Annotated in this window: 17 protein-coding genes; 9 read left to right on the plus strand and 8 right to left on the minus strand. The window is 37.4% G+C overall.

Annotation, left to right across the window (positions count from 1 at the left end):
• Positions 1–35: 35 nt before the first annotated feature.
• Positions 36–1,061 (minus strand): LLM class flavin-dependent oxidoreductase, encoded by a 1,026-nt coding sequence (locus tag IW16_RS09275; RefSeq protein WP_034742533.1) that lies wholly within the window; start codon positions 1,059–1,061, stop codon positions 36–38.
• A 107-nt stretch (positions 1,062–1,168) separates the two neighbouring features.
• Between IW16_RS09275 and IW16_RS09280 the strand changes: the two genes are divergently transcribed.
• Positions 1,169–1,975, plus strand: coding sequence for a TraB/GumN family protein (locus IW16_RS09280; RefSeq protein WP_034742536.1), 807 nt, complete (start codon positions 1,169–1,171; stop codon positions 1,973–1,975).
• Between the two features lie 64 nt (positions 1,976–2,039).
• Here IW16_RS09280 and IW16_RS09285 read toward each other — a convergent pair whose 3' ends face one another.
• Positions 2,040–4,181 carry a S9 family peptidase gene (locus tag IW16_RS09285; RefSeq protein WP_034742539.1) on the minus strand — a complete coding sequence of 714 codons (2,142 nt, stop codon included), beginning with the start codon at positions 4,179–4,181 and terminating at the stop codon, positions 2,040–2,042.
• Between the two features lie 305 nt (positions 4,182–4,486).
• Here IW16_RS09285 and IW16_RS09290 point away from each other — a divergent pair, with 305 nt between their 5' ends.
• The 3 genes from IW16_RS09290 to IW16_RS09300 all read left to right on the plus strand — a co-directional run bounded on the left by IW16_RS09290 (position 4,487) and on the right by IW16_RS09300 (position 7,202).
• Positions 4,487–4,999: a YceI family protein gene (locus IW16_RS09290; RefSeq protein ID WP_034742542.1), complete on the plus strand. Its 513-nt coding sequence runs from the start codon at positions 4,487–4,489 to the stop codon at positions 4,997–4,999.
• A gap of 155 nt (positions 5,000–5,154) precedes the next feature.
• Positions 5,155–5,982 carry a 4,5-DOPA-extradiol-dioxygenase gene (gene ygiD, locus IW16_RS09295; protein ID WP_034742546.1) on the plus strand — a complete coding sequence of 276 codons (828 nt, stop codon included), beginning with the start codon at positions 5,155–5,157 and terminating at the stop codon, positions 5,980–5,982.
• Positions 5,983–6,035: 53 nt separating this feature from the next.
• The gene (locus IW16_RS09300; RefSeq protein WP_034742550.1) at positions 6,036–7,202 is read left to right on the plus strand and encodes a carboxypeptidase-like regulatory domain-containing protein; all 1,167 of its coding nucleotides are present in this window, start codon (positions 6,036–6,038) and stop codon (positions 7,200–7,202) included.
• 35 nt (positions 7,203–7,237) lie between these two features.
• On the opposite strand, the gene IW16_RS09305 is transcribed toward IW16_RS09300, so the two are convergent.
• From IW16_RS09305 to hutH, 3 genes are all read right to left on the minus strand, one after another.
• Positions 7,238–8,731, minus strand: coding sequence for a S8 family peptidase (locus IW16_RS09305; RefSeq protein ID WP_034742554.1), 1,494 nt, complete (start codon positions 8,729–8,731; stop codon positions 7,238–7,240).
• Between the two features lie 117 nt (positions 8,732–8,848).
• Positions 8,849–9,295, minus strand: coding sequence for a GNAT family N-acetyltransferase (locus tag IW16_RS09310; RefSeq protein ID WP_034742557.1), 447 nt, complete (start codon positions 9,293–9,295; stop codon positions 8,849–8,851).
• Between the two features lie 136 nt (positions 9,296–9,431).
• Positions 9,432–10,922 carry a histidine ammonia-lyase gene (gene hutH / locus IW16_RS09315; protein ID WP_034742560.1) on the minus strand — a complete coding sequence of 497 codons (1,491 nt, stop codon included), beginning with the start codon at positions 10,920–10,922 and terminating at the stop codon, positions 9,432–9,434.
• A gap of 135 nt (positions 10,923–11,057) precedes the next feature.
• Between hutH and IW16_RS09320 the strand changes: the two genes are divergently transcribed.
• On the plus strand, positions 11,058–11,819 hold the full coding sequence (locus IW16_RS09320; RefSeq protein ID WP_034742563.1) for a hypothetical protein: 762 nt from the start codon (positions 11,058–11,060) through the stop codon (positions 11,817–11,819).
• Between the two features lie 87 nt (positions 11,820–11,906).
• Positions 11,907–13,700, plus strand: a complete 1,794-nt coding sequence (gene uvrC, locus IW16_RS09325; protein ID WP_034742567.1) for an excinuclease ABC subunit UvrC — start codon at positions 11,907–11,909, stop codon at positions 13,698–13,700.
• A 72-nt stretch (positions 13,701–13,772) separates the two neighbouring features.
• Here the strand turns inward: uvrC and IW16_RS09330 are convergent, their stop codons facing one another.
• Genes IW16_RS09330 through IW16_RS09340 form a run of 3 tightly spaced genes read right to left on the minus strand, consistent with a single transcriptional unit; the run spans position 13,773 to position 16,535 of the window.
• A complete protein-coding gene (locus IW16_RS09330; protein ID WP_228376920.1) occupies positions 13,773–14,531 on the minus strand; it encodes a hypothetical protein in 759 nt (252 codons plus the stop codon).
• A gap of 20 nt (positions 14,532–14,551) precedes the next feature.
• The gene (locus IW16_RS09335) at positions 14,552–15,634 is read right to left on the minus strand and encodes a putative type IX sorting system protein PorV2 (RefSeq protein WP_034742570.1); all 1,083 of its coding nucleotides are present in this window, start codon (positions 15,632–15,634) and stop codon (positions 14,552–14,554) included.
• A gap of 13 nt (positions 15,635–15,647) precedes the next feature.
• On the minus strand, positions 15,648–16,535 hold the full coding sequence (locus tag IW16_RS09340) for a DMT family transporter (protein ID WP_034742572.1): 888 nt from the start codon (positions 16,533–16,535) through the stop codon (positions 15,648–15,650).
• 250 nt (positions 16,536–16,785) lie between these two features.
• Between IW16_RS09340 and IW16_RS09345 the strand changes: the two genes are divergently transcribed.
• The 3 genes from IW16_RS09345 to IW16_RS09355 all read left to right on the plus strand — a co-directional run bounded on the left by IW16_RS09345 (position 16,786) and on the right by IW16_RS09355 (position 22,365).
• Positions 16,786–17,313 (plus strand): GNAT family N-acetyltransferase, encoded by a 528-nt coding sequence (locus tag IW16_RS09345; protein WP_034742575.1) that lies wholly within the window; start codon positions 16,786–16,788, stop codon positions 17,311–17,313.
• Positions 17,314–17,617: 304 nt separating this feature from the next.
• Positions 17,618–19,246 (plus strand): acyl-CoA carboxylase subunit beta, encoded by a 1,629-nt coding sequence (locus tag IW16_RS09350; RefSeq protein ID WP_034742579.1) that lies wholly within the window; start codon positions 17,618–17,620, stop codon positions 19,244–19,246.
• Between the two features lie 125 nt (positions 19,247–19,371).
• On the plus strand, positions 19,372–22,365 hold the full coding sequence (locus tag IW16_RS09355; RefSeq protein WP_034742582.1) for a zinc-dependent metalloprotease: 2,994 nt from the start codon (positions 19,372–19,374) through the stop codon (positions 22,363–22,365).
• The last annotated feature ends 191 nt before the right edge of the window (positions 22,366–22,556 follow it).

Here is a 22,556-nt window from a genome sequence, read left to right on the forward strand (position 1 = left end):
TAAAAACCTCTGCTGAATAACAGCAGAGGTTTATTTTATAGATTCTGAATTACCGGCTTTACTTTCTCCCCAAATAATTCTATCGACTTCATCATGATATCGTGAGCCGGATCACCAATATCCATATGTCCAATGAATCTTGTGATTCCGAAAATCTCTTTCATGTACGCTATTTTATCAGCCACTTCTGCAGGATTTCCAATGAATAACGCTCCATCTCTTCCCCTTCCTCCTTCATACTGCATTTTCGTGTAAGGCGCCCATCCTCTTGATGCCCCGATTCTGTCCATCTGGGATTTGTAGTTATTGAAATATCCGTCCACCACAGCCTGATCGTCGCTTACAAAGGTATGCGAGTGAATCGCAATCTGCATTTCAGACACATCATGTCCGGCCTTTTGATATTCCTGTTTGTAAAACTCAACAAGATCCTGAAACTGTACAGGCATTCCTCCGATAATGGCTACCACCAAAGGCATTCCTAGTTTTGCAGCACTTAAAACAGATTGCGGAGTACCACCTACAGCTCTCCATATCGACAGTTTGCCATCATTTTTTGCCCTTGGATAAACGGTCTGATTCTGCATTGATGCACGAAGCTTTCCTGACCATGTTACATTTTCTTCTGAATTGATCTTTAAAAGCAGTTCCAGTTTTTCATCGAACAGTTCTTCATAATCGTTCAGGGAATAGCCGTATAACGGAAACGACTCGATAAAACTTCCTCTTCCCACAAATATCTCTGCTCTACCGTCTGATATAAGGTCTAATGTTGAAAAATCTTCATATACTTTAACGGGTTCGGAAGAACTTAAAACCGTAACTCCGCTTGCCAGCTTTATATTTTTGGTGATACTTGCCGCAGCAGCCAATACCATTTCCGGTGACGAAACTGCATAATCCGGACGGTGATGTTCTCCCATAGCAAAAACATCAATTCCAACCTCATCCATTAATTTTACCTGATCCAGTATTTCCCGGATCTTCACTCCTGCATCTCTATATTTCCCGGTAACCTGGTCAAAAGCCAGGTCACCAAACATTCCTATTCCTAATTCCATATTTTTAGATTTTAGATACACAAAATTACAAATGAAAAAGCTCAAAAACATTGATGTTTGTTAAGATCGGATTTTGCCTATATTTGGCCCTGTTTTTAATTTATAACATGAAACTTATTATAACTGCATTTCTGCTAGCGTTTTTCAGCTTGTCCTTTTCTCAAAGCAAAACCGAGATCTATGTGATTGGAAACATCCATGACAGTGTCCCCAATTATCACCCTAAAATACTGTTCGACATCCTTGATAAGGTAAAGCCGGATATCATCCTTCATGAGGTCGACAGCCAGGGAATGAAAGACTACGAAAATGGAATTAAGATTACAGAAAATGAAATCAAAGCAAGCAATTCATACCTGAAAAAATACCCGGAAACATTAAGATCTTCTTTTGATTTTGAAGGCCGAAATCAGTATAGAAAAGACAGGGGAATGGTTCCGACAGATAATTTGTCGGTGAAACTCATCGACAGTCTGTATCAAGCAAAGAAATTAGCACCTTCAGAAGTGAAGATTTATGAAAATTTCACCAATCTTACAAAAGACCTGATGAAGATTGCAGAACTATCTCCGGAAAATTTCAATAATTCCACGACTGATCAGATCTCAGGAAAAAGACAAAATTCCCAGTATTCAGAGCTTTTAAAAATCATTGAAGCAAGACCTGAATTTGCGAAAAGATTTGTTGTAAAGCCAAACGGAGAAAAGATCAGCTACAGAGATGGTTTTAAATTAATGTCAGGATTCTGGGATCTTCGAAATCAGACTATGGCTAAAAACATTTCCAGGATTGCCGAAACCCATCCGGGTAAAAAGATTGTTGTTCTTACAGGTTTTCTTCACCGGTACTATATCATAAAAGAATTGAAAAGAATCAATAACGGCACGTATGTGATCAAAGAATTTTATGATTAATCTCCGATATTAAAATACATTTTACTATTAACATAAAAAACCAGCCTTGCAGCTGGTTTTCTTATTATTTCTTCAGATACTGATCAAAGTAATCTGTTACTTTCTGCATCAGATGAACTCTGTCTTTTCCGATCACATTGTGCGGATGTCCCGGATACACAAAGTAATCTAACTGCACTCCGTTGTCTACCGCTGACTTGATAAATTTAATGGAATGCTGCCATACCACCACATCATCCTGAGCACCATGGATCATCAGTAATTTTCCTTTCAGGTTCTGCACTTTGTCCAGCAGATTAGCTGCAGCATATCCCTGAGGGTTTTCCTGTGGTGTATCCATATATCTTTCACCATACATGATCTCGTACATTTTCCAGTCGATAACCGGTCCTCCTGCAACTCCCACTTTAAATACATCCGGTTTACGAAGCATGAAACTGGTTGTCATAAATCCACCAAAGCTCCATCCGTGAATACCCATTTTCTGAGCATCAACATAAGGAAGGGATTTTAAGTAATCTACTCCTTTCATCTGATCATTCATTTCCGTTGTTCCCAGGTTTCTGAAAACAGCCTGCTCAAACTTCATTCCACGGTTAGAAGAACCTCTTCCGTCCATGGTGAAAATGATGTATCCGTTTTGAGCCATATACTCGTACCAAAGATTTCCTGAAGCCGGGAAGGTATTCGTCACCAGCTGAAGATGTGGCCCATTGTACAGGTAAACAATAACCGGATATTTTTTGCTGGCGTCAAAGTCTGTCGGAAGAATGATCTTTCCATAAAGAGGTGTTCCGTCATCAGCTTTTAACTCTACATTTTTAATTTCAGGTCTCTGATAATTTTTCAGTGTATTTTCAGAGGTTAGAATATTTGTAGACTTTATGGTATTGGTATTAATGATATTTACAGATCTAGGTGTCCCTGCATTGCTGTAACTGTCATATAAATAATTTCCATCACTGCTTAAAATACCTGTATGTACTCCTGCTGCATCGTCTAAACGCTGCATTTTGAAATTTGTCCAGTTGATCTTATATAGATGTTTCTCCAAAGGCGTTTCTTTCGTAGAAGTGAAATAGATCTCCTTTTTCTTTTCATTAAATCCTAGGATATCGGTTACCAGCCAATCTCCTTTGGTAATCTGTGCTACCATTCCTTTTTCCAGGCTGTAGTGAAACAGGTGGTTGTATCCCGTTCTCTGGCTCTGCCAGATAAAATCGGTATTAGAATTCGGGAAGAATGTAAGTGGATGCTGAGGTTCAACATATTTGTCGCTTGTCTCTTCGAACAGCGTTTTGACTAAATTTCCTGTAGCAGCATCGTACTGATTCATTTTTACATGATTCTGTCCGCGGTTCAGAACACCCACAAAAATATATTTTGAATCGGGGCTCCATGTAACTGCTGTGAGATACTGATCTTTTTCGCCTTCGATTTTCAGGAAAGTTGTTGACTGATTTTTGATATTATAAACTCCCAAAGTAACTTCGTGGGATTTTTGTCCTGCCATCGGATACTTGATATTGTGATTTACCGCCGGCGTTACAGACCAGTCAATAACAGGGTAATCTGCAACCATGGTCTGATCCATTCTGTAGAATGCTACGGCTTCAGAATTGGGAGCAGGGAAAATTCCGGTATCGATTCCGAATTCATTTCTGTGAACAGCTGCCCCTCCGTTGATGATATTTTCATCTGAATCGTTGGTTACAGCGATTGTTTTTCCGTTTTTGTTTACAAATAAATTATTCTTTACAGTAAAAGCAAAAGTTTGGTTATCTCCAAACATTTTTACATTGGAAGCACTTTCGTCTACTGCCGCAGCTGTTTTCACTTTCCAGGCGTTTCCGGATTTTTCTATCCAGAACATCTTGTCATTGGCACTGAAATAACCATTTGAACCGCTGATGAATTTAATCTGTGGAACCCCTTTCAGCTTGGCATCCGAAAAGGATTTGTTCAGCTGAGTCAAAGACACTAAAGTATCCTGTTTATTGGTCTTAAGATCGGTGATCAGATACCCTCCTTTCACAGCCTGAATATAGGATTTACCGTCAGCAGCCCATGAGAACTGCGAGATATTTTTAACGGCAAGATTTGTTCTCAGTCCATTTACTGCCTCCGCCATTGTAAATTTTTGGGTCTGAGCAAACGCAGAACTGCCCAAAACCAGCATCAATAAAGAAAATTTATATAATTTCATTGTATAGAATTGAATCCATCAAAAATAAGAAATAAAAATCATCCGTTAATTAATGTTAAATAAAACATTCGTAAAATAGGATATAATGTATGGATAAAAATAAATCCTTAACTTAATAGTATAAAGAATAGGAGGAAATTAGAGTGCATCATAAATCGTTCATGGTGAATTTTACCACCTGCGATAATTGATCATTCACATAAAAAATAGGAGCTGTTTACATTTCTTATCCTAAATCAATGACTGGTATATGTCCGCTACCCTACATTTGCATTATTAATAACAATCAAAAAAAATACAATACAATGGCAACAAAATGGAACCTAGACCCAACACATAGTGAAATTACTTTCAAAGTAAAACACATGATGATTTCTAATATTAAAGGAAACTTCAGAACTTTCAATGCTGAGATTGAAGCTGAAGATGATACTTTTTCTAATGCTAAAACAACGGCTACCATCCAGACTGATTCTGTTTTTACTAACAATACAGACAGAGACAATCACCTGAAGTCTGCTGAGTTTTTTAACACGGAAGAGTATCCTTCTATCACATTTGAATCTCAGGCTTTAAACGATAAAGTAACAGGAAACCTTACCGTTAACGGTATTACAAAACCTATTACTTTAGATGTAGATTTCGGTGGAATCAATGTTGATCCTTGGGGAAATACAAAAGCAGGTTTTTCTTTTGAAGGAAAGATCAACAGAAAAGATTTTGGCTTGAACTGGAATGCAGCTCTTGAAGCAGGCGGTGTTATGGTAAGCGAAGATGTAAAAATTGCCGGAGAATTACAGTTTGTAAAACAGGCCTAATAAAAAACGGATTGTTGGGGGTGATACGCACTACACAGTGGCTGTATAACCGGAAATGGAAGTAGTTCTAAAAAGCACCCCAAATATCTATAATTTAACATAAGGGTTCAGGGATTTTTCTAAAAGCCTTGAGCCTTTTTTAATTACCATTATTTATGAACCTCAATGATCTACAGAACATCAGCGATAATTTTGGAAATACCCAAAGAATGCCCGTTTTATTTCTTGGACACGGTTCGCCGATGAATGCTATCGAAGAAAATGAGTTTGTACAAGGCTTCAGAAAGGCTGCACAGGAAATCCCAAAACCTAATGCTATTCTTTGTGTTTCTGCTCACTGGTATACGCAGGGAACATTCGTAACTGCGATGGATATGCCCAGAACAATCCATGATTTTGGCGGTTTTCCGAAAGCTTTGTTTGATGTACAGTATCCCGCTCCGGGAAGTCCGGAACTGGCAAAAGAAACGGTTGAGCTTTTAGCTCCTCTTTTGGCGGAAGAAGATCACAAATGGGGTCTGGATCATGGTGCCTGGTCAGTAATCAAGCATATGTATCCCAACGCTGATATTCCTGTCATCCAGCTGAGCATTGATTATACAAAACCTCCGCAATATCATTTTGATCTGGCCAAAAGACTGAATAAACTGCGTGAAAAGGGTATCCTAATCATCGGAAGCGGAAATATAGTACACAATCTCCGGCTGATCGACTGGAAAAATATAGATACTGTAGGCGCCGGCTGGGATTGGGCCGTAGAAGCAAGAGAAAAAACCAACAACTGGCTCCTGGATGGAAATTTCCAGAATATTATAGAATATCAGAAACAGGGAACATTTCTTCAGTACGCGGTGCCTACCCCTGATCATTATCTTCCACTGATCTATACATTAGGACTAAAAGATCAAAGTGAAAACCTGACTTTGTTTAATGATGAGCTGATCGGTGGATCTTTAAGTATGACGAGTGTAAGGATTGGATAAACTGTTTTTATCATTCTTTTTTATCACTAAAAAATTAGTAATATTGTTTTACCATGAAAAAAGCAATATTACTATTTTTATTTATACTCCCTTTATATGCTGTAACTGCACAGATTATTAAAGGTCATGTAGTCAATGATACCGGAAGTTTTATATCCGGAGTGAATATCTATATTGACGGAACTAAAACGGGAACGGTTTCAAAAGATGACGGCAGTTTCAGTTTAAGCGTTTCCGGAAATCCTGGAAATGTTGTTTTTCAGAAGGACGATTATACAACTTTTACCACAGCTGTTTCCGCAGTCATTAATAAAAATCTGAAAGTAGTTTTAACAAAAACGAATGCCATTGAGGAGATCAGGCTGGTTCCTTATACTTCGGAGGCCTATATAAATTACATCAATTATTTTCTTGATACTTTTATCGGTTCCGACCGCGATCGTGTAACCATAAAAAACCAAAAGACTTTAAAGTTTTCGTATGACAAAAAAAATAATTTTTTGAAGGTAAAAGCGCCGAATACTTTAATCATCGAAAACAAAAACCTGGGTTACGAAATTCAGTACAATCTCATCAGTTATTCACTGGATTTAAATAGCAATACCGTCAATTATACCGGAACAAGTTTTTTTAAAGAAACAAAAAACACGGATAAAACTAAGCTCAACAGAATGAATGCATATGATGGAAGTCTGCTGCATTTTTTCAGAAGCATTTATAATCATACGATCTCAGAAGAAAAATTCATTGTGAATCATGTCGTGAAAACGCCAAATCCCAAATATCCTACTGAAGAAGAACTGAAGCTGCTTGAAGATTTTAAGCAGATCATCCGGAGTTCTGCAATGGTAAAAATTCCTGAAAACATCACTGATATTTCGCAGAGAAAAAACAGTCAGAAACCCTATGCCCTGGCTATTGTTAAAACACTTATCCCCGATTCAGATTATGTAACAAGAAAAGACGGAAAGGTTATTTTCAGTTTTAAGGATATACTCCAGATCAATTATCAGAAATATTTCTATGAGATTAACGGAAAGGAGTTTATTAAAAGTAAATATCCTGTGACATTATCCTCTTTCCTACACCCCGAGGGAGAGCTGTTTGAGGTTTCAAAAGAGGGAAATATCACCAATCCGGACCAACTGATCAACGAAGGCGACTTTTCAAAGAATAAAATTGAAAATATGCTTCCGCTTGATTATCAGCTGGGAGACTGAGATATTCCCCTGATATTTTTTACTGAAATCTTTTTTTACTGTACTGCTTTCAGAACATTAATATTTCCATATCCGTAGCTTGAATTTACGGTCGGATAATACGTAGCAGACTGTCTCATTTTATTGAGTACCTGATCTCTTGTCCATGAAGGATTTTTAGACCACACCAAAGCCGCGATACCCGCAGTTGCCGCGGTTGCTACTGATGAACCGCCTACATAATCAGCCTGATTGTTGTAATAGCTTAAAACCGGAACTGTATTTCCATTGGCTCTTTCCATCTGGAAGGTAAAATCGATCTGACTTCCTGTATGGCACACATCACATTTCTGGTTAGAAGTTCCTTCTTTTACTCCGGTTACTGCCTGTGTCTCGGACATACTTGCAGGGAAAATCACCCCTACAAAATTGGTAAAACTGGTAGAAGTACCTCCTGCACAAAAGATGAGTTTTCCTTTTGAATAGGCATATTTTACACCATCTTCAATTTTCCCCACTGAAAAAATATGCCCCATGGACATGGAAATAATCTTTACACTGGTATTATTAGCAAGATTCGTAAATGCGGTTTTAACTCCGTTTTGCTCACTGGAAGTTTCCAATATCACATTGGAAGCAGCACGATAAGTGATTAAACTGGCATTGTAAGCAACACCTACAGGAAGTCCTGCATTATTTTTAGGAGCAGCCATTACGGAAGCCATTTTTGTTCCGTGTCCGCACTGATCAGCCGGACCGTCGGTAGTAGATCCATTGACATATGATCCAAATTTACTGATGGTTCTTCCGGAAGAAGCTCCGGTATTAAAACTGGTTCCCAAAAGCGTTTGCTCCGGTGAAACTCCTGTATCGATAAGCCCTATGGTTACTCCTGCTCCCGTGCTGTGATTCCATGCATTTGGAATGTTGTGTTGGGTAAAAGCCCAAGGAACTTTTGCATTGGGTGCAGTAGTGGTATAGTCTGCAGCATTTAAAGCAGTGGATTCAAAGCCGCATCCTGATGAGGATCCGCTTGATTTAGCATTGGGATTAAGCCCGTTTTCTATTTCAAAATAATGATAGTCTCCCGGTTCTACATACCGGATGGTTTTCATTTTTCTCAGGGCCGAAATGGTTTCCTCCTTTTCTATGATGACGTCTATCTGATTGAGATATTGATCTGAAGCAATCAGGAATCGCTCCTGCCCTGCACTTTCATGCTTTCTGATCACCTCTAAAACATCAGTTTCCATGGTTTTACTGTCTGCAGAAAGGCTTCTGTCAAAATCATCCTTTGAAGACCCGAATCCAATGGATACCATTCTGTTTCCTCTAAAAACAGCGCTCCACAACAAATGATCGGAAGCATTTTTCCAGTTGAAAGAGCCAGTGTTTTTGATGGTACTGTTGATCTCTGCGTTGATCTGCTTTCCGGTCAAAGGATCTTTCTGAATGATTTCAGTTTTAGGATTCTCGTTTTGAAGTTCATCATTGGTACATGAATTCATGACGAAAAAGAGCGCCAGTAAGTAGAATACTTTTTTTTTCATAGTTTTAATTGTATGGTTTGGAATTACAATATAACTCTTTGGCGTGAATTAAAAGCTTAGAAAAAGTAAATTTACTATTACAGGAATATGAATAATTACAACCACCCTTTGAAACAATTACAATTTTTTCTCATAACAGACACTATTATCTACACCTACATACTGCCCATAGTTAGGAATTCTGTAATATCCGCTTTTTTCATAAACCGAAAGTGCTTCGTTCTGCTCCAGTGAACTTTCTAAAACTGCTTTTGAATATCCTGATTCTCTTGCCCATGATTCCAATTCCTTAACGATGGCCGTTGCCAATCCTCTTTTCCTAAAGTCCGGGCTCGTATACATTCTTTTGATCTCTACCGTATCTTCAGAAAACTCCTTAAAAGCTCCGCAGGCAGCAGGAAGTTTATCGATGTAGATCACGATACAGTTTTTGATGGCATCGATTTTATTGAACTGATCATAGAACGCATGATCATCACCATTCCTGACGGCAAGATCGGCATCGAGAAGTTTAACTAAATTACGGAAATCGGTGTTGGAGGAATCGGTTCTGTTTGTAGTCATATTTATTACTATAAGAATCTAATGTAATTTAAAAATTCAGTCTTAATACAAAAGCTTCCCCTATGAGAGAGGAAGCTTGATATTGATTTACTTTTGAGCGATTAATGACCATCGCTGCTTTGACAGTTCTTTCTTATTAAGCTTCAACCTTAAATTTCCTTTCGTTGATCAGCTCCGCGATCGCCAGCATATCTTTTCCTATCAGTCTGTCGTCTTCCAGTTTCTTAACTTTTGAACGGATGATCGCAAAGTTTTCTTCGATGATCTTCGAACATTTGGAAGGTCTTCTGAATTCTAATCCCTGGGCTGCAAACATCAATTCCACAGATAAAATATTCACAAGATTTCCTAAAACCTGATTGAATTTTCTACCGGAAATACTTCCCATAGAAACGTGATCTTCCTGTCCTAAACTTGTAGGAATGGAATCTGCTGATGCCGGGAAACATAAAGTTTTGTTTTCTGTAACCAAAGCAGCAGAAGTATATTGTGGAATCATAAATCCAGAATTTAATCCTGAGCTTTCAGTCAACAATCTTGGAAGTCCGTACTTCCCTTCTAATAATAAGTAGCTTCTTCTGTCTGAAATATTTCCCAATTCAGCCGCGGCAAGTGTCGCATAATCCAATGGAAGCGCCATCAGCTGTCCGTGGAAGTTTCCTCCGGAAATAGATTCTTCAGCACTTAGAATGATCGGGTTGTCTGTTACAGAATTCAGTTCTGTTTCGGCCATCATCTTAAGATGTTCAAATGCATTTCTGCTGGCACCATGTACCTGAGGTACACATCTCATAGAATAAGGATCCTGAACTCTCTCGCAATCCTCGTGAGCTTTCATATTTTCGGAACCTTTTAAAAATTTAAGCATTCTTGCCGCCACCTTTTTACTTCCCTCAAAAGGTCTTATGTCGTGAAGTTCTTTTTTGAAAGGACTTTCAGAACCTCTGTACGCTTCAATACTCATTGCAGCCGTCATATCTGCCAGGTTTAATAAGTATTCAAATTTTTCTAAACCTTTGATCGCATGAGCCAGAATAAACTGTGTTCCATTGATCAATCCTAAACCTTCTTTCGGACCTAAAACCAGTGGTTCAAGACCGTGTCTGTCCAAAACGTCCATGGTTTCAAAGATCTCATCTCCTTCCCAAACCTGTCCTAATCCAAGCAATGGAAGTACAAGATGAGCAAGAGGTGCCAAATCTCCGGATGCCCCTACAGAACCCTGTTCAGGGACTACAGGTATAATATCTTTTTCAAGCATCAGGATCAGTCTTTCAATCACTTCCAGAGAAACCCCTGAAAAGCCTTTTGACAACGCATGAACTTTGGCAATGATCATGATCTTTGAAAATTCCTTATCGATAGGCTTTCCTACACCTACTGCGTGGGAAATTATAAGGTTATACTGCAGCTGAGCCGTTTCGTCAGCTGATATTTTAGTATCACAAAGGGGTCCGAAACCTGTATTGATCCCATAGACACATCTATCGGATTCTACTATTTTCTGAACGTTTTTCTGAGATTTAAGGATCTGTTCTTTGGCTACTTTATTAAGTTTAGCTTTATTTGGTTTTTTACAGATTTCCAGAACATCATGGAAAGTGAAAACATCTACACCGTATATCATTTCTAAAAATTTCCTTAAAATTACGCATTTAACAATAATTGTAAAAGCTAAATTTCACCGTCTTATCTTTTTCTGACAATGCGTGAATTAATTTGCTATTTTTACCGCCAAATAAAAAACGATTATCAATAACTTATGAAACTCAAAACTCTACTGCTTACATTGTGTCTTGCGGGTACTGCCACTTTCGCCCAGAAAGTAAAATATTCTAAGGAAGACATCAAAAAAATGGAAACCTATCTCTTCAACGAGGGTTTTAATACACCATCTCCGAAGAAAACATCAACGATTGTTTTAAAAGACGGAACCTCCCATAAAGGTTTCTGCGGCAAAATCGAAACAAAAAAGGGACAGATTTACGAGGTTTCTTTAAAAGACAGTATTACGAAAAAGAATGAAGTCTTTAATGCTGAGCAGATCAACGAAATGTATGTATATCCTACCAACGCCGAAAAAATCGCGAAAGTTGGGAAATACATGGGAAATATCAGAAACTTTGGCACTAAAAAACTGACAAAAAATACAGCCGGTGGAAGAATACATTTTGTCAATCAGACGGTTTCGCTTAAGAATAAAAAGGATGATAAGGAATTTTTGATGCAGCTGATCAATCCTGAGTTCAGTGATATTATATCTGTATATCACGATCCGAGAGCTAAAGAAACAGGAGGCTTTTCTATGATGGGTTCTCCTCAGCTTGGTGGTGGCGTTATCAAATCTTATTATGTAAAGAAAGGTGACAAGGTCATGTGGCTTCATAAGGATGACTTCGAAGATCATTACGATTTCCTTTTTGGCGACAATACGGAATTCATGAAAAAATATCCTAAAAATTCTGTTGAATGGGATTATTTAAGCTTCCTGATCAATGAATACACCGCGATGAGTAACGGATAAAATATGTAACCATATTATTAAAACTGCAGAAAATTCTGCAGTTTTTTTGTTCTTTTAAATCCCGGATGGATTCCGTAATTTTGTTATATGAATCCTTCTTTAGAATTACAGCTTAAAACTTTACCATCAGAACCGGGCGTTTATCGTTATTATGATAAAAACGATCAATTGCTGTATGTAGGAAAGGCCAAACATTTAAAGAAAAGGGTTCTCTCCTACTTCAATAAAAATCTTCCGGGTTACCGTATCAAAATAATGGTAGGAAAGATTGTACGTCTGGAAACAACGATCGTCAACAGTGAATATGATGCTCTTTTATTGGAAAACAATCTGATCAAAGAACACCGTCCTTTCTATAATGTCTTGCTAAAGGATGACAAAACCTATCCCTGGATCTGTATCAAAAATGAAAGTTTTCCGAGGATTTTTCTGACAAGAAATGTAATCAAAGACGGATCCGAATATTATGGTCCGTATGCTAAGGTCCGTCCTGCAAAGATTTTACTGGATACCATCAAGCATATTTACAAGCTTCGGACCTGTAATCTTAATCTTTCGCCTGCTAAAATTGCAGATGGAAAATATAAAGTATGCCTGGAGTACCATATTAAAAACTGTGAGGGCCCATGTGAAGATCTGGAAAGCAAGGAGGACTATGATGAAAAGATCGATGCTATCCGTGGAATTATAAAAGGGGATTTCCGCAAAGCAAAAGAGTATCTGGTGGTTCAGATGATGAAACATGCAGAAAATCTTAAGTTTGAAGAGGCACAGATCATCAAGGAAAGACTGGATATTCTGGAAGATTATCAGGCTAAAAACACGGTTGTCAATCCAAATATTGATGATGTAGATGTTTTTGGAATGACCAGCGACGAAACGGCAGCTTATGTGAATTTTTTTAAGATCAGAAACGGAAATATCATCCAGAGTTTTACCACTGAGATCAAAAAGATTCTTGAGGAAACGGATGAAGATATTATGGAAGAAGCCCTGATTGAAATCCGGCAGAAGTTCAGCTCTGATTCTAAAGAAGTATTGCTTCCATTCCATCTTTCTGTGGAGATTCCAAATGTAAAGCTGATTGTTCCAAAAGTTGGAGATAAAAAAAGGATCGTCGAACTTTCAGAAAAAAATGCGAAGGAATACCGTTTGGAAAAATTGAAACAGGTACAGATCGTAGATCCTGAAAGGCATACCAACAGAATTATGGCAGAAATGCAAAAACTGTTGAGAATGCCAGTCGAACCCAGACATATTGAAGGTTTTGATAACTCTAATATCCAGGGAACAAACCCTGTTTCTGCCTGTGTTGTTTTTAAAGATGGAAGACCAAGCAAAGCTGATTACAGAATTTTTCATCCAAAAACAGTAGAAGGCGCCAATGACTTTGCTACGATGGAAGAAGTGATCTACCGACGTTACAAAAGGTTACTTGACGAAGGGGAAGATTTACCACAACTGATCCTTATCGATGGAGGAAAAGGACAGCTTTCTTCTGCTGTAAAAAGCTTAAAACTATTGGGACTTTACGGAAAAATTACCATTGTAGGAATTGCGAAAAGGCTCGAGGAGATTTTCTTTCCTGAAGATTCTATTCCATTATATCTGGATAAAAAATCGGAAACCCTAAAGATTCTGCAGCGGGTAAGAGACGAAGCTCACCGTTTCGGAGTGAAGCATCACAGAACGAGAAGAAAAAATTCAACGATAAAATCGGAACTGGAAGAGATTCCAGGCGTAGGAGAAAAAACTATTGAACTGCTGCTTTCCAAATTAAAGTCCGTAAAACGGATTAAGGAGTCGAGTCTGGAGATTTTGGAAGAGATTCTTGGGAAAAGTAAGGCTAAAGTTATTTACGACTACTTTAATGGTAACTAGTACATCAAAAATCCTTAACTCATTCTTTCATTTGAATTAAGGATCATTATTTTGTTTATTTAGATGTATATTTTATTTTGAGGAGAATACTTCTTTCGCAAACTCTCCATTTGATTGCGGAACATCAATAACAATATTTCCATTTTCAAAGTATCCAATGGTAGAACTTCCATCCGAAAGTTTTACTCTGAAGACATCTTTCTTTGAAGATGTTTTAAAAACAGCAAATGGCACAGAACTACCACCGTCTGCTAAGATAAACTGATTCGCATCAACCTGTATTTTCTGAAGGCTCAACTTACCGTTTGTATATTTGCCGGATTTACTTTCTGAAACAGTCGAAGATGCGGATTCTTCATTCTTTTTCACAGTCTCCACATTTGGGCTTTCAACCTTTGTAATTTGAATATTTTCCAGCGGTCTTGAAGCCGGAAGTGAAACCAGAGATAATTTAAGCGCATCCTGATAACCTTCTTTATATTCTTTCAGATTTGAATTTCCTTTAGATGAAAAGATCACTTTTCCATTACAATCCTTGAACTCGAGTTCTACTTTGTTTCTCAGAAAGCTGCTTTTATTGCTGATATTACCTACCGCAAAGCTGCAAGAGTTTTTTTCAATCTCTGAAGGCCATTGGTCTTTGCCTTCCTGAATCACTATATATCCCTTTGATTTCAGAGCTTTTGCCAGAGAATTGTCAAGGTCATAAGAATTCTTCTCGAAATCTCTAAATGTCTGAGGAATGGAAATATATTTATAATCTGAAACTTTCTGTCCGAAAACAACAGTTGTCGCTAAAATAAATGTGAGTACAGAAATCTTTTTCATCATTTTTAAATTACATTGTAAAGTTAATCATTTCTGAATGCTCCCATATCCAGTTTAAGAGAGAAAAAATTAGAATAGAAATTAGATCCTCCGATCCCTGAATTGGTGATGGCATAATCCAATGTAAGTCCTCTATATTTAATCCCAATACCCGCACTAGGCTGGAAAGACACTTTTCTCTTAAGGTCCTCAATATCGGTGATAGACTGGAACCTGTTCACCCCAAGTCTTACAAATATCATTTTCTGATATCCAAGTTCTGCACCGGCATAAGGCGTTAAACTTGCAAAATCTGTAGATACCAAAGCCGCTGTTTTAGCAAAATCTACATTGATCCCTGCTTCAGGCAATACATAAAGACTGCTGTTGATATTAAATACTTTACTTGCCCCAACATTCAGCTTAGGCATTGTAAGTTCCATTTTATCTTTTGGAGCAGGGTTAAACTCTTCACCATTCACTACTGTTGAAAGTTCTTTTTGATTGATGCTCCAAAAGTTGACGGTAGTCGTTGCATCACGCAACATACCCCCAAACTTCCATCCGTTGTCGGCTTTATATATTGCTCCGATGTCGAAACCAAAACCATAACCATTGGCAAATTTACCCACATTTCTGTAGACAATTTTAGCATTGACCCCTACATCCAGTTTAGGATTTCCGCCAGGATGAAATGCATAGGAAAGGATAGCTGCATAATCTGACTGGGAAAATTTCGTTATTTTATCATAATCAATATTTCCTTCAGCATCAATCATCTGTGTTGTATTCAGGATATTATCAACCCCTAATCTTACTACAGAAACACCAAATACACCTTCCTCAAGAACTTTAGCATAGGCAAGATAGTCGTACTTTGCTATAGATTCGAAATATTCTGCGTGCATTGCTGCTCCCTGCCAGTCCCTTTCAACGGCCATTAAACCGGCTGGGTTCCACATAGGGGAGTACACATCATCCTGATTGGAAATTACGGCTCCACCCATAGCCAGACCTCTGGCACCGGCTCCAATATTAAGAAATTCATTGGAGTACTTTCTTATGATCTGTGATTGAGACAACCCAAACATCAGTGAAAATGCAATTAAAAAATATTTCTTCATCATATAAATTTGATGCTTAGTTAAAGTTTTTTTGTTTTTTTGTTTTTCTGGATTTTATTAATCCATTGACAATGATTGCCAGTATCATAACTCCTGAAGCTCCATAAAATACAGGACTCATTTCTTCTGATTCCCCAAAGATAAAAAAAGCTAGTATAATTCCGTAGACCGGTTCTAAATTAACTGTTAAAATTAGCGTAAAGGGCGAAATATACTTCATCAGGTTTACCGATTCAAGCATTGGAAAAGCAGTAAAAACACTTGCCAACAAGCATATTAACGCCAGATCCCGATAGTTTATTTCATTCATTTGAAAAATCTGTCCGGTCATCGTATAAAATATGGACAGAATCAGCCATCCACAGAAAATTTCATAAAAAATAATATTTCCTGAACTCGTTTTCCCAAACATTTTGCCGTTAAACACAGAGAAAATAGTCCCGAAGACAGCACAAAGAATACCATATATAATACCTTCTTTAAAATGAAACTCTGTTTTAAAGATCATTAATATACAGGCAACAATTACCACTCCCATGACAACCTCCGACACATCGATCTTTCTTTTAAAAATAATAGGTTCCAGTATGGATGCAAATAAGGTCGAAAGTGAAAGACAGCTTAGCGCTATTGAAACATTGGAGACTTTAATGGAATAAAAAAAGCAGTACCAGTGAAGCGCCATCGCAAATCCAATTCCGGCTAACTGGAAAAATATTTTTTTTGAAACTTTGATGCTCTCTTTTTTATAAATCCTGATGAAGATAAATAAGAATATGGCAGCAAACAACATTCTGTAAAAAACCAGAATCTGAGCATTGGCATGAATCAGTTTTCCCAAAATTGCAGTAAACCCCCACAAAAAAACAATCAAATGCAACCTGAAAAGTGCTAATTTTTGCATATTCTAACTTCTATAAATTTTTAACAGGCAAATTTACAAATAGGCTTTTACAAATCTGATAAAAAATATAAATTTTACTTTAATAAAAAAATCTTTAATAGGTGTTCGCCTTATTTTTCCTGAATAATTTCTGACAATCAGCTAAAAATAGAAAATATGGGTACTATAAAAACTTTAGCTCAAATAAAAGGAGTTGTGATCTCATCGTTTAACCGTCTCTTTTAAAGTAAAAAAATCATAGATTTGAGTAATGAAGTTAAATAAAGATATTAGAATTAAAACAGATCGCCTGTTGTTACAGCCTGTAGACGAATTATATGTTGACGATATCAATACCTGCTTCACGGCGGAAGTGACGAGATATATGCCTTTCAGCCCGGAAGGAGATAGAAATGATATTCTCAGTTTCGTGGAAGAATCAAAAAGATCGCTTTCAAACAATACTGACCTGGTTATGGTTGCACTTGACTCTGAAAATAATTTCATGGGCTGCTGTGGAATCCATCATATAACGGAAGAATCGGTAGAACTCGGTTTATGGCTGAAAAAAACTGCACAGGGGATTGGATTGGGTACAGAAATAATAAAGAGCCTTATTGAGTTTTTAGAAAATAACTTTATTTTTAAATATATAATCTATCCCGTTGATCAGGAAAATATAGCGAGCAGAAAAATACCGGAAAAATTAGGTTTTAGTCCTTATAAAAAATATCAGAAAAATAAAGACGGATCATCATTTCTCAATATCATCGAATATAGAAAATATTACCCTGCTTAATTTTTTCAACATAGCCTTTCAGCTTAGAACAGTATAAGCACAAAAAACCCTGAAAATTTGTTCAACGTTCAGGGCCTTCAAATAATAAACTATTAAAAAAATAAACTAGGAACTTAGAGTATTTATCAGGGATTATTATCCCCTTAACTCTGAAGTAAAGTTAGAAAAAATATAAGTAATTCAAAAATATTTTTCTGTTAAAAATATCACAAATTTCTGAGAACCAATATATTAAACACTTGTTTTACTTCAGGTCGTATTCATTAGAAAAATAGTATCTTTAGGCGTAAAAAATTGAAATTTTATGGACCTTGAATTCAACAAACGGGAAGATCAAAATAGATTAAAATTATCCGATCTCAATCAATTGCTCGCTGAAATAAAAAAAGGAGGCGGTGAAAAGAGGCTTCAGAAGCTACGTGACGAAGGAAAAATGACGGCAAGAGAAAGAGTTGAATATCTTCTCGACAAAGGTTCAGATTCCATAGAAATCGGTGCATTTGCCGGTTATGAAATGTATAAAGAACATGGAGGATGTCCAAGCGGAGGAGTTGTAGTTGTGATGGGGTATGTGTCAGGAAGACAGTGTCTGGTTGTTGCCAATGATGCTTCTGTAAAAGCAGGTGCATGGTTTCCTATCACCGGAAAGAAAAACCTTAGAGCTCAGGAAATTGCAATGGAGAATAAACTTCCCATCATTTATCTTGTAGACTCTGCAGGTGTTTATCTTCCTATGCAGGATGAAATTTTCCCTGATAAAGAGCATTTTGGACGAATTTTCAGAAATAATGCTAAAATGAGTTCTATGGGAATTGTTCAGATCTCTGCTGTTATGGGGAGCTGTGTTGCCGGAGGAGCTTATCTTCCTATTATGAGCGATGAGGCTATGATTGTAGACAAGACAGGTTCTATTTTCCTTGCCGGAAGCTATCTGGTAAAAGCTGCTATCGGAGAAAGTATTGATAACGAGACCTTGGGAGGAGCTACTACACACTGCTCAATTTCCGGAGTTACAGATTATAAAGCTAAAGATGATAAAGATGCTCTAAACAGGATCAAAAACATTATGAAATCTCTTGGAAGTACTGAAAGAGCAGGCTTTGACAGAATTGAAAGCTTTCCACCAAAAGAAAATCCCGATAATATCTTCGGAATTGTACCGGTTTCGAGAGCTGAGCAGTATGATACCTATGAAATCATTAAATGTCTGGTTGATAATTCGGAATATGAAGAATATAAACCAGATTACGGAAAAAGTATTATCTGCGCAACAGCCAGGATTGATGGCTGGTCTGTAGGAATTGTAGCCAACCAGAGAAAACTTGTCAAAAGCGGAAAAGGTGAAATGCAGTTTGGTGGTGTAATTTATTCAGATTCTGCAGATAAATCGACAAGATTTATCGCCAACTGTAATCAGAGAAAAATTCCTTTAGTATTCCTTCAGGATGTTACCGGATTTATGGTGGGTTCAAAGTCAGAACACGGTGGAATTATTAAGGATGGTGCTAAAATGGTTAATGCAGTCTCTAATTCTGTTGTTCCAAAATTTACGATCATCACAGGAAATTCTTACGGGGCAGGAAATTATGCCATGTGTGGTAAAGCGTATGATCCAAGATTAATTGTAGCATGGCCTTGGGCAGATCTAGCCGTAATGGGAGGATCACAGGCTGCAAAAGTTCTGGTTCAGATTCAGGAATCTACCTTAAAAAAGCAGGGTAAAGAAATTTCTGAAGAAGAGCATAATGAAATTTTAGATACTATTACAAAAAGATATCAAAAGCAAACAGAAGCAACTTATGCAGCAGCAAGGCTTTGGACGGATGCTATTATCAACCCTACAGATACAAGAAAATGGATTTCTATGGGAATCGAAGCAGCTAATCACGCTCCAATTACGGAAAAATTTAACCTAGGAGTTATTCAGGTTTAAAAATATCAACCTTATATTAACAGTACGTTTATTTTTTTAATATACATCAAGAAAACGGCAATGTGATAAACAATTCATGTTGCCGTTTCTTTTTATTTATTAACTTTATAAAAAATCACTTCATCATGAAATGCAAATTAACTTTCATAGTATTCCTCGTTTTTAACCTTTTTTGGGGACAGAATATTTCACAAGAATCATCCGTACCAGGCAGTGTTTTTTCTTTCGATTTCCAAAGATTTGAAAGTCAATTCCGGGAAAGCCGTGGAAAAAAAGAAAAAATATCAAAGGGATCAATCAAAATTCCATTGGAAAACGGAAAAATCATAACATTTACTCTAAGTGAGAACAGGCTTACAGAGCATAGGGTTAATTCAATTCTTACTTTTGATGGAGTAAGTTCTGATCGGAGTTCTTCCTTAAAATTATCTGTTTTCAAAGATCACTTTAACGCTATTATTAAGAATGATGAAGGATATTTTATTGTAGAGCCTTACAAAACATCTCCCGGCGAGTACAGAATATACAATGCTTTCTCCAGATTTGATGAAAGATTTACCTGCGGAGTGGAAGAAAATGATATCCTTAATGAATTAGCGATAGTCAAGCAGTCTTTATCCTCAAAATCTGCTGTAAATTTTCCATTTGGAAACCAAATTAAAAAATTTAGGCTGGCAGTTGCTACTACCGGAGAATTTACCCAGGCTTTTGCAGGAAATACAGATAATGCCTTGGCAGAAGCGATAAACATGGTCAACCTGATCAATAAGATTTATGAATCCGAGGTTTCTGTGACATTCGGTCTTATCGCTGATACTACCAATAAAACACTAATATTTACGGATCCCGCTACAGATCCATTCACAGTAGATCCTTCATTTGCGAGTGCTGCTAATTCGCAAACTGGCTTTAATACCTTAAATACGAATACTACACTGGTCTATAATAAATATGACATAGGACATACATTCAATATTTTAAGCAGCGGAGGAGCTCAGGGTCAGGCTGGTCCGCAACCCTGCAATAATACTTCGAAGGCTAGAGCGTGGAGTCAATGGGCTCTGACGATGCCCAAAGGGGTTGTTGCCGGTTTAATTGCTCATGAAATGGGCCACCAGTTTTCAGCCGGACATACTTATAATGCAGTCGGAGGAAGCACTGGCAGTCCTACATTCTGTACAAGCGGATGGAATGCCGCTGCCGCTATTGAACCAGGTGGCGGATCAACGATCATGGGCTATTCAACCAACTGTGCTATCCCGAATAATCAAACCAATACAGGAAATAATAATTTGAACTATTTTAATGCAAAAAGTTTAGATCAAATTCTTGCCTATTTGCAGTCACCAGCCAACTGTTATACTATTGTGGCAAGTACCAATCAGGTACCTTCCGCCAATGCCGGTGCAGATATTACGATCCCGAAAAATACACCATTCAAATTGAAAGGAATAGCCACTGATCCTAATGACAGTAATCTGTCGTATACCTGGGAACAGGCGGATGTTGCCACTGCTAATGATAAGGGTGCATTCGGATCTACCATTACCGGAACAGGAGGATATACAGCTGTAAACAGCATTACTGCGCCTTTATTCCGTTCTGAACAAAGCATCTCAACTACTGAAAGATATTTTCCAAAGATGCAGTTTGTATTAAATAATCAAAACAATCCACCAACCAATGATGCTGAGGCCTTACCTCTCGTAGCAAGGAATATGAAATTCCGTTTTACTGTAAGAGATAACAATATAACAAATGGAGGGCTGGATTCTGATGAAATCATTGTGACCGTTAGCAATAATGGACCTTTAGCTGTTTCATATCCTAATGCTACGGGTATTTCAGCCTCGTCGAATACCAACATCAATGTTACGTGGGATGTGAATAACACGAATACCATTAAAAATAATGTTGATATTTTACTATCTATTGACGGAGGAATATCATTTCCATATACTTTGGCATCCAATGTTCTGAATAATGGAAGCTCTAATGTGACTATTCCTTATATCCCTTCAACAGATAAAGCAAGAGTTAAAGTGGTGGGTGTGATCAATCCTTATGCGGAGTTCTTTGATGTCTCTGATAATAATTTCACCATTACATCAGACTGTGCTGCTTATTCCACTTATATTACACCTAAGTCTGCAGTTACTGCTATTGCAGGCAGTCCGTCTACCAATCTTAATATGACTTCACCACCAGCGGAAAATGGGATATACACTTCTAAAACGTTCGTCTACAATGTAGCTACCAGTACGAATAACATTATTGTGTACAGCAATGCCGCCATGACAGCTCCTCTTTCTGCTAGCAGTAATTCTACAACAAATACATTTAAATTCAGAGTTACAGAAAGTGGTTCGTATGTTTTCTCCAAATCTTCAGGATTTTTAATTACATCAATACATTCCGGAAGTCCAGCTTCAGTGGCAAACTTTCTAACATCAAATACATATTATAACGGATCAAATTATACATCAACCGGATCTGCAAAAGCTGTAGTACTAAATGAAGGGGTTGATTATTACCTGGTTATCTCCAATTTTTCAAATCCTGCCAATACAACCAGCTATACCTTTACTGTTGCCGGTCCCGGAAGTTTGTATGAAACTTCTGCTACGCCGCCTGGTTATAGTTACACATTTGTTGCAGTCAACAGTTCTACAGGTAAAATTCAGGCAGTAAATCCTACTGCAGACTTTACTTCTGTTCCAGCAGGCACTTACGTCATTAAAGGTATTTCCTACGTTAGCACAGCCAATGTTTCAAGCTTTGTAGGAAAAAGTATTAGTGAACTCATTACTTTAAACACCTGTTTAAATGAAAGTAAAAATTCCAGACTTTTGACGCTTACTTCTGCCTTAGGGACAAAGGAATATCAGAATATGAGTGATATTAGGATTGTACCTAATCCAGTGAAAGATATACTTTCAGTGATTACAGAAAAGCAGGTTACCCATTATGAATTGTATGATATGTCTGGAAGAAATATAACTGGCAGACACAAATATTCCGGAAATATCAACTTCTCAGAATATTCAGCCGGATCATATGTGTTGAGACTTTTCAATAAAGAAGGTCTGATCTATACAACGACAGTTATTAAAAAATAATATTACTTCTAAATATGATATGGAAAGATGGTCGAAAGGCCATCTTTTTTATTATAAGGTAAAAATAAATGCGATAAGATATAAGTTTTGGCTAAAATCTTTCCCTGGGGCTCATACGGTAAGCGGGCTAAAGCCCGCTCCTATTGAATAAAATATTTGCAGGTAATCAGCTTTCAAAATTAATGGTAATT

Origin of the sequence: Chryseobacterium vrystaatense, from assembly GCF_000737765.1 — a bacterium.
GTDB lineage: Bacteria > Bacteroidota > Bacteroidia > Flavobacteriales > Weeksellaceae > Chryseobacterium > Chryseobacterium vrystaatense.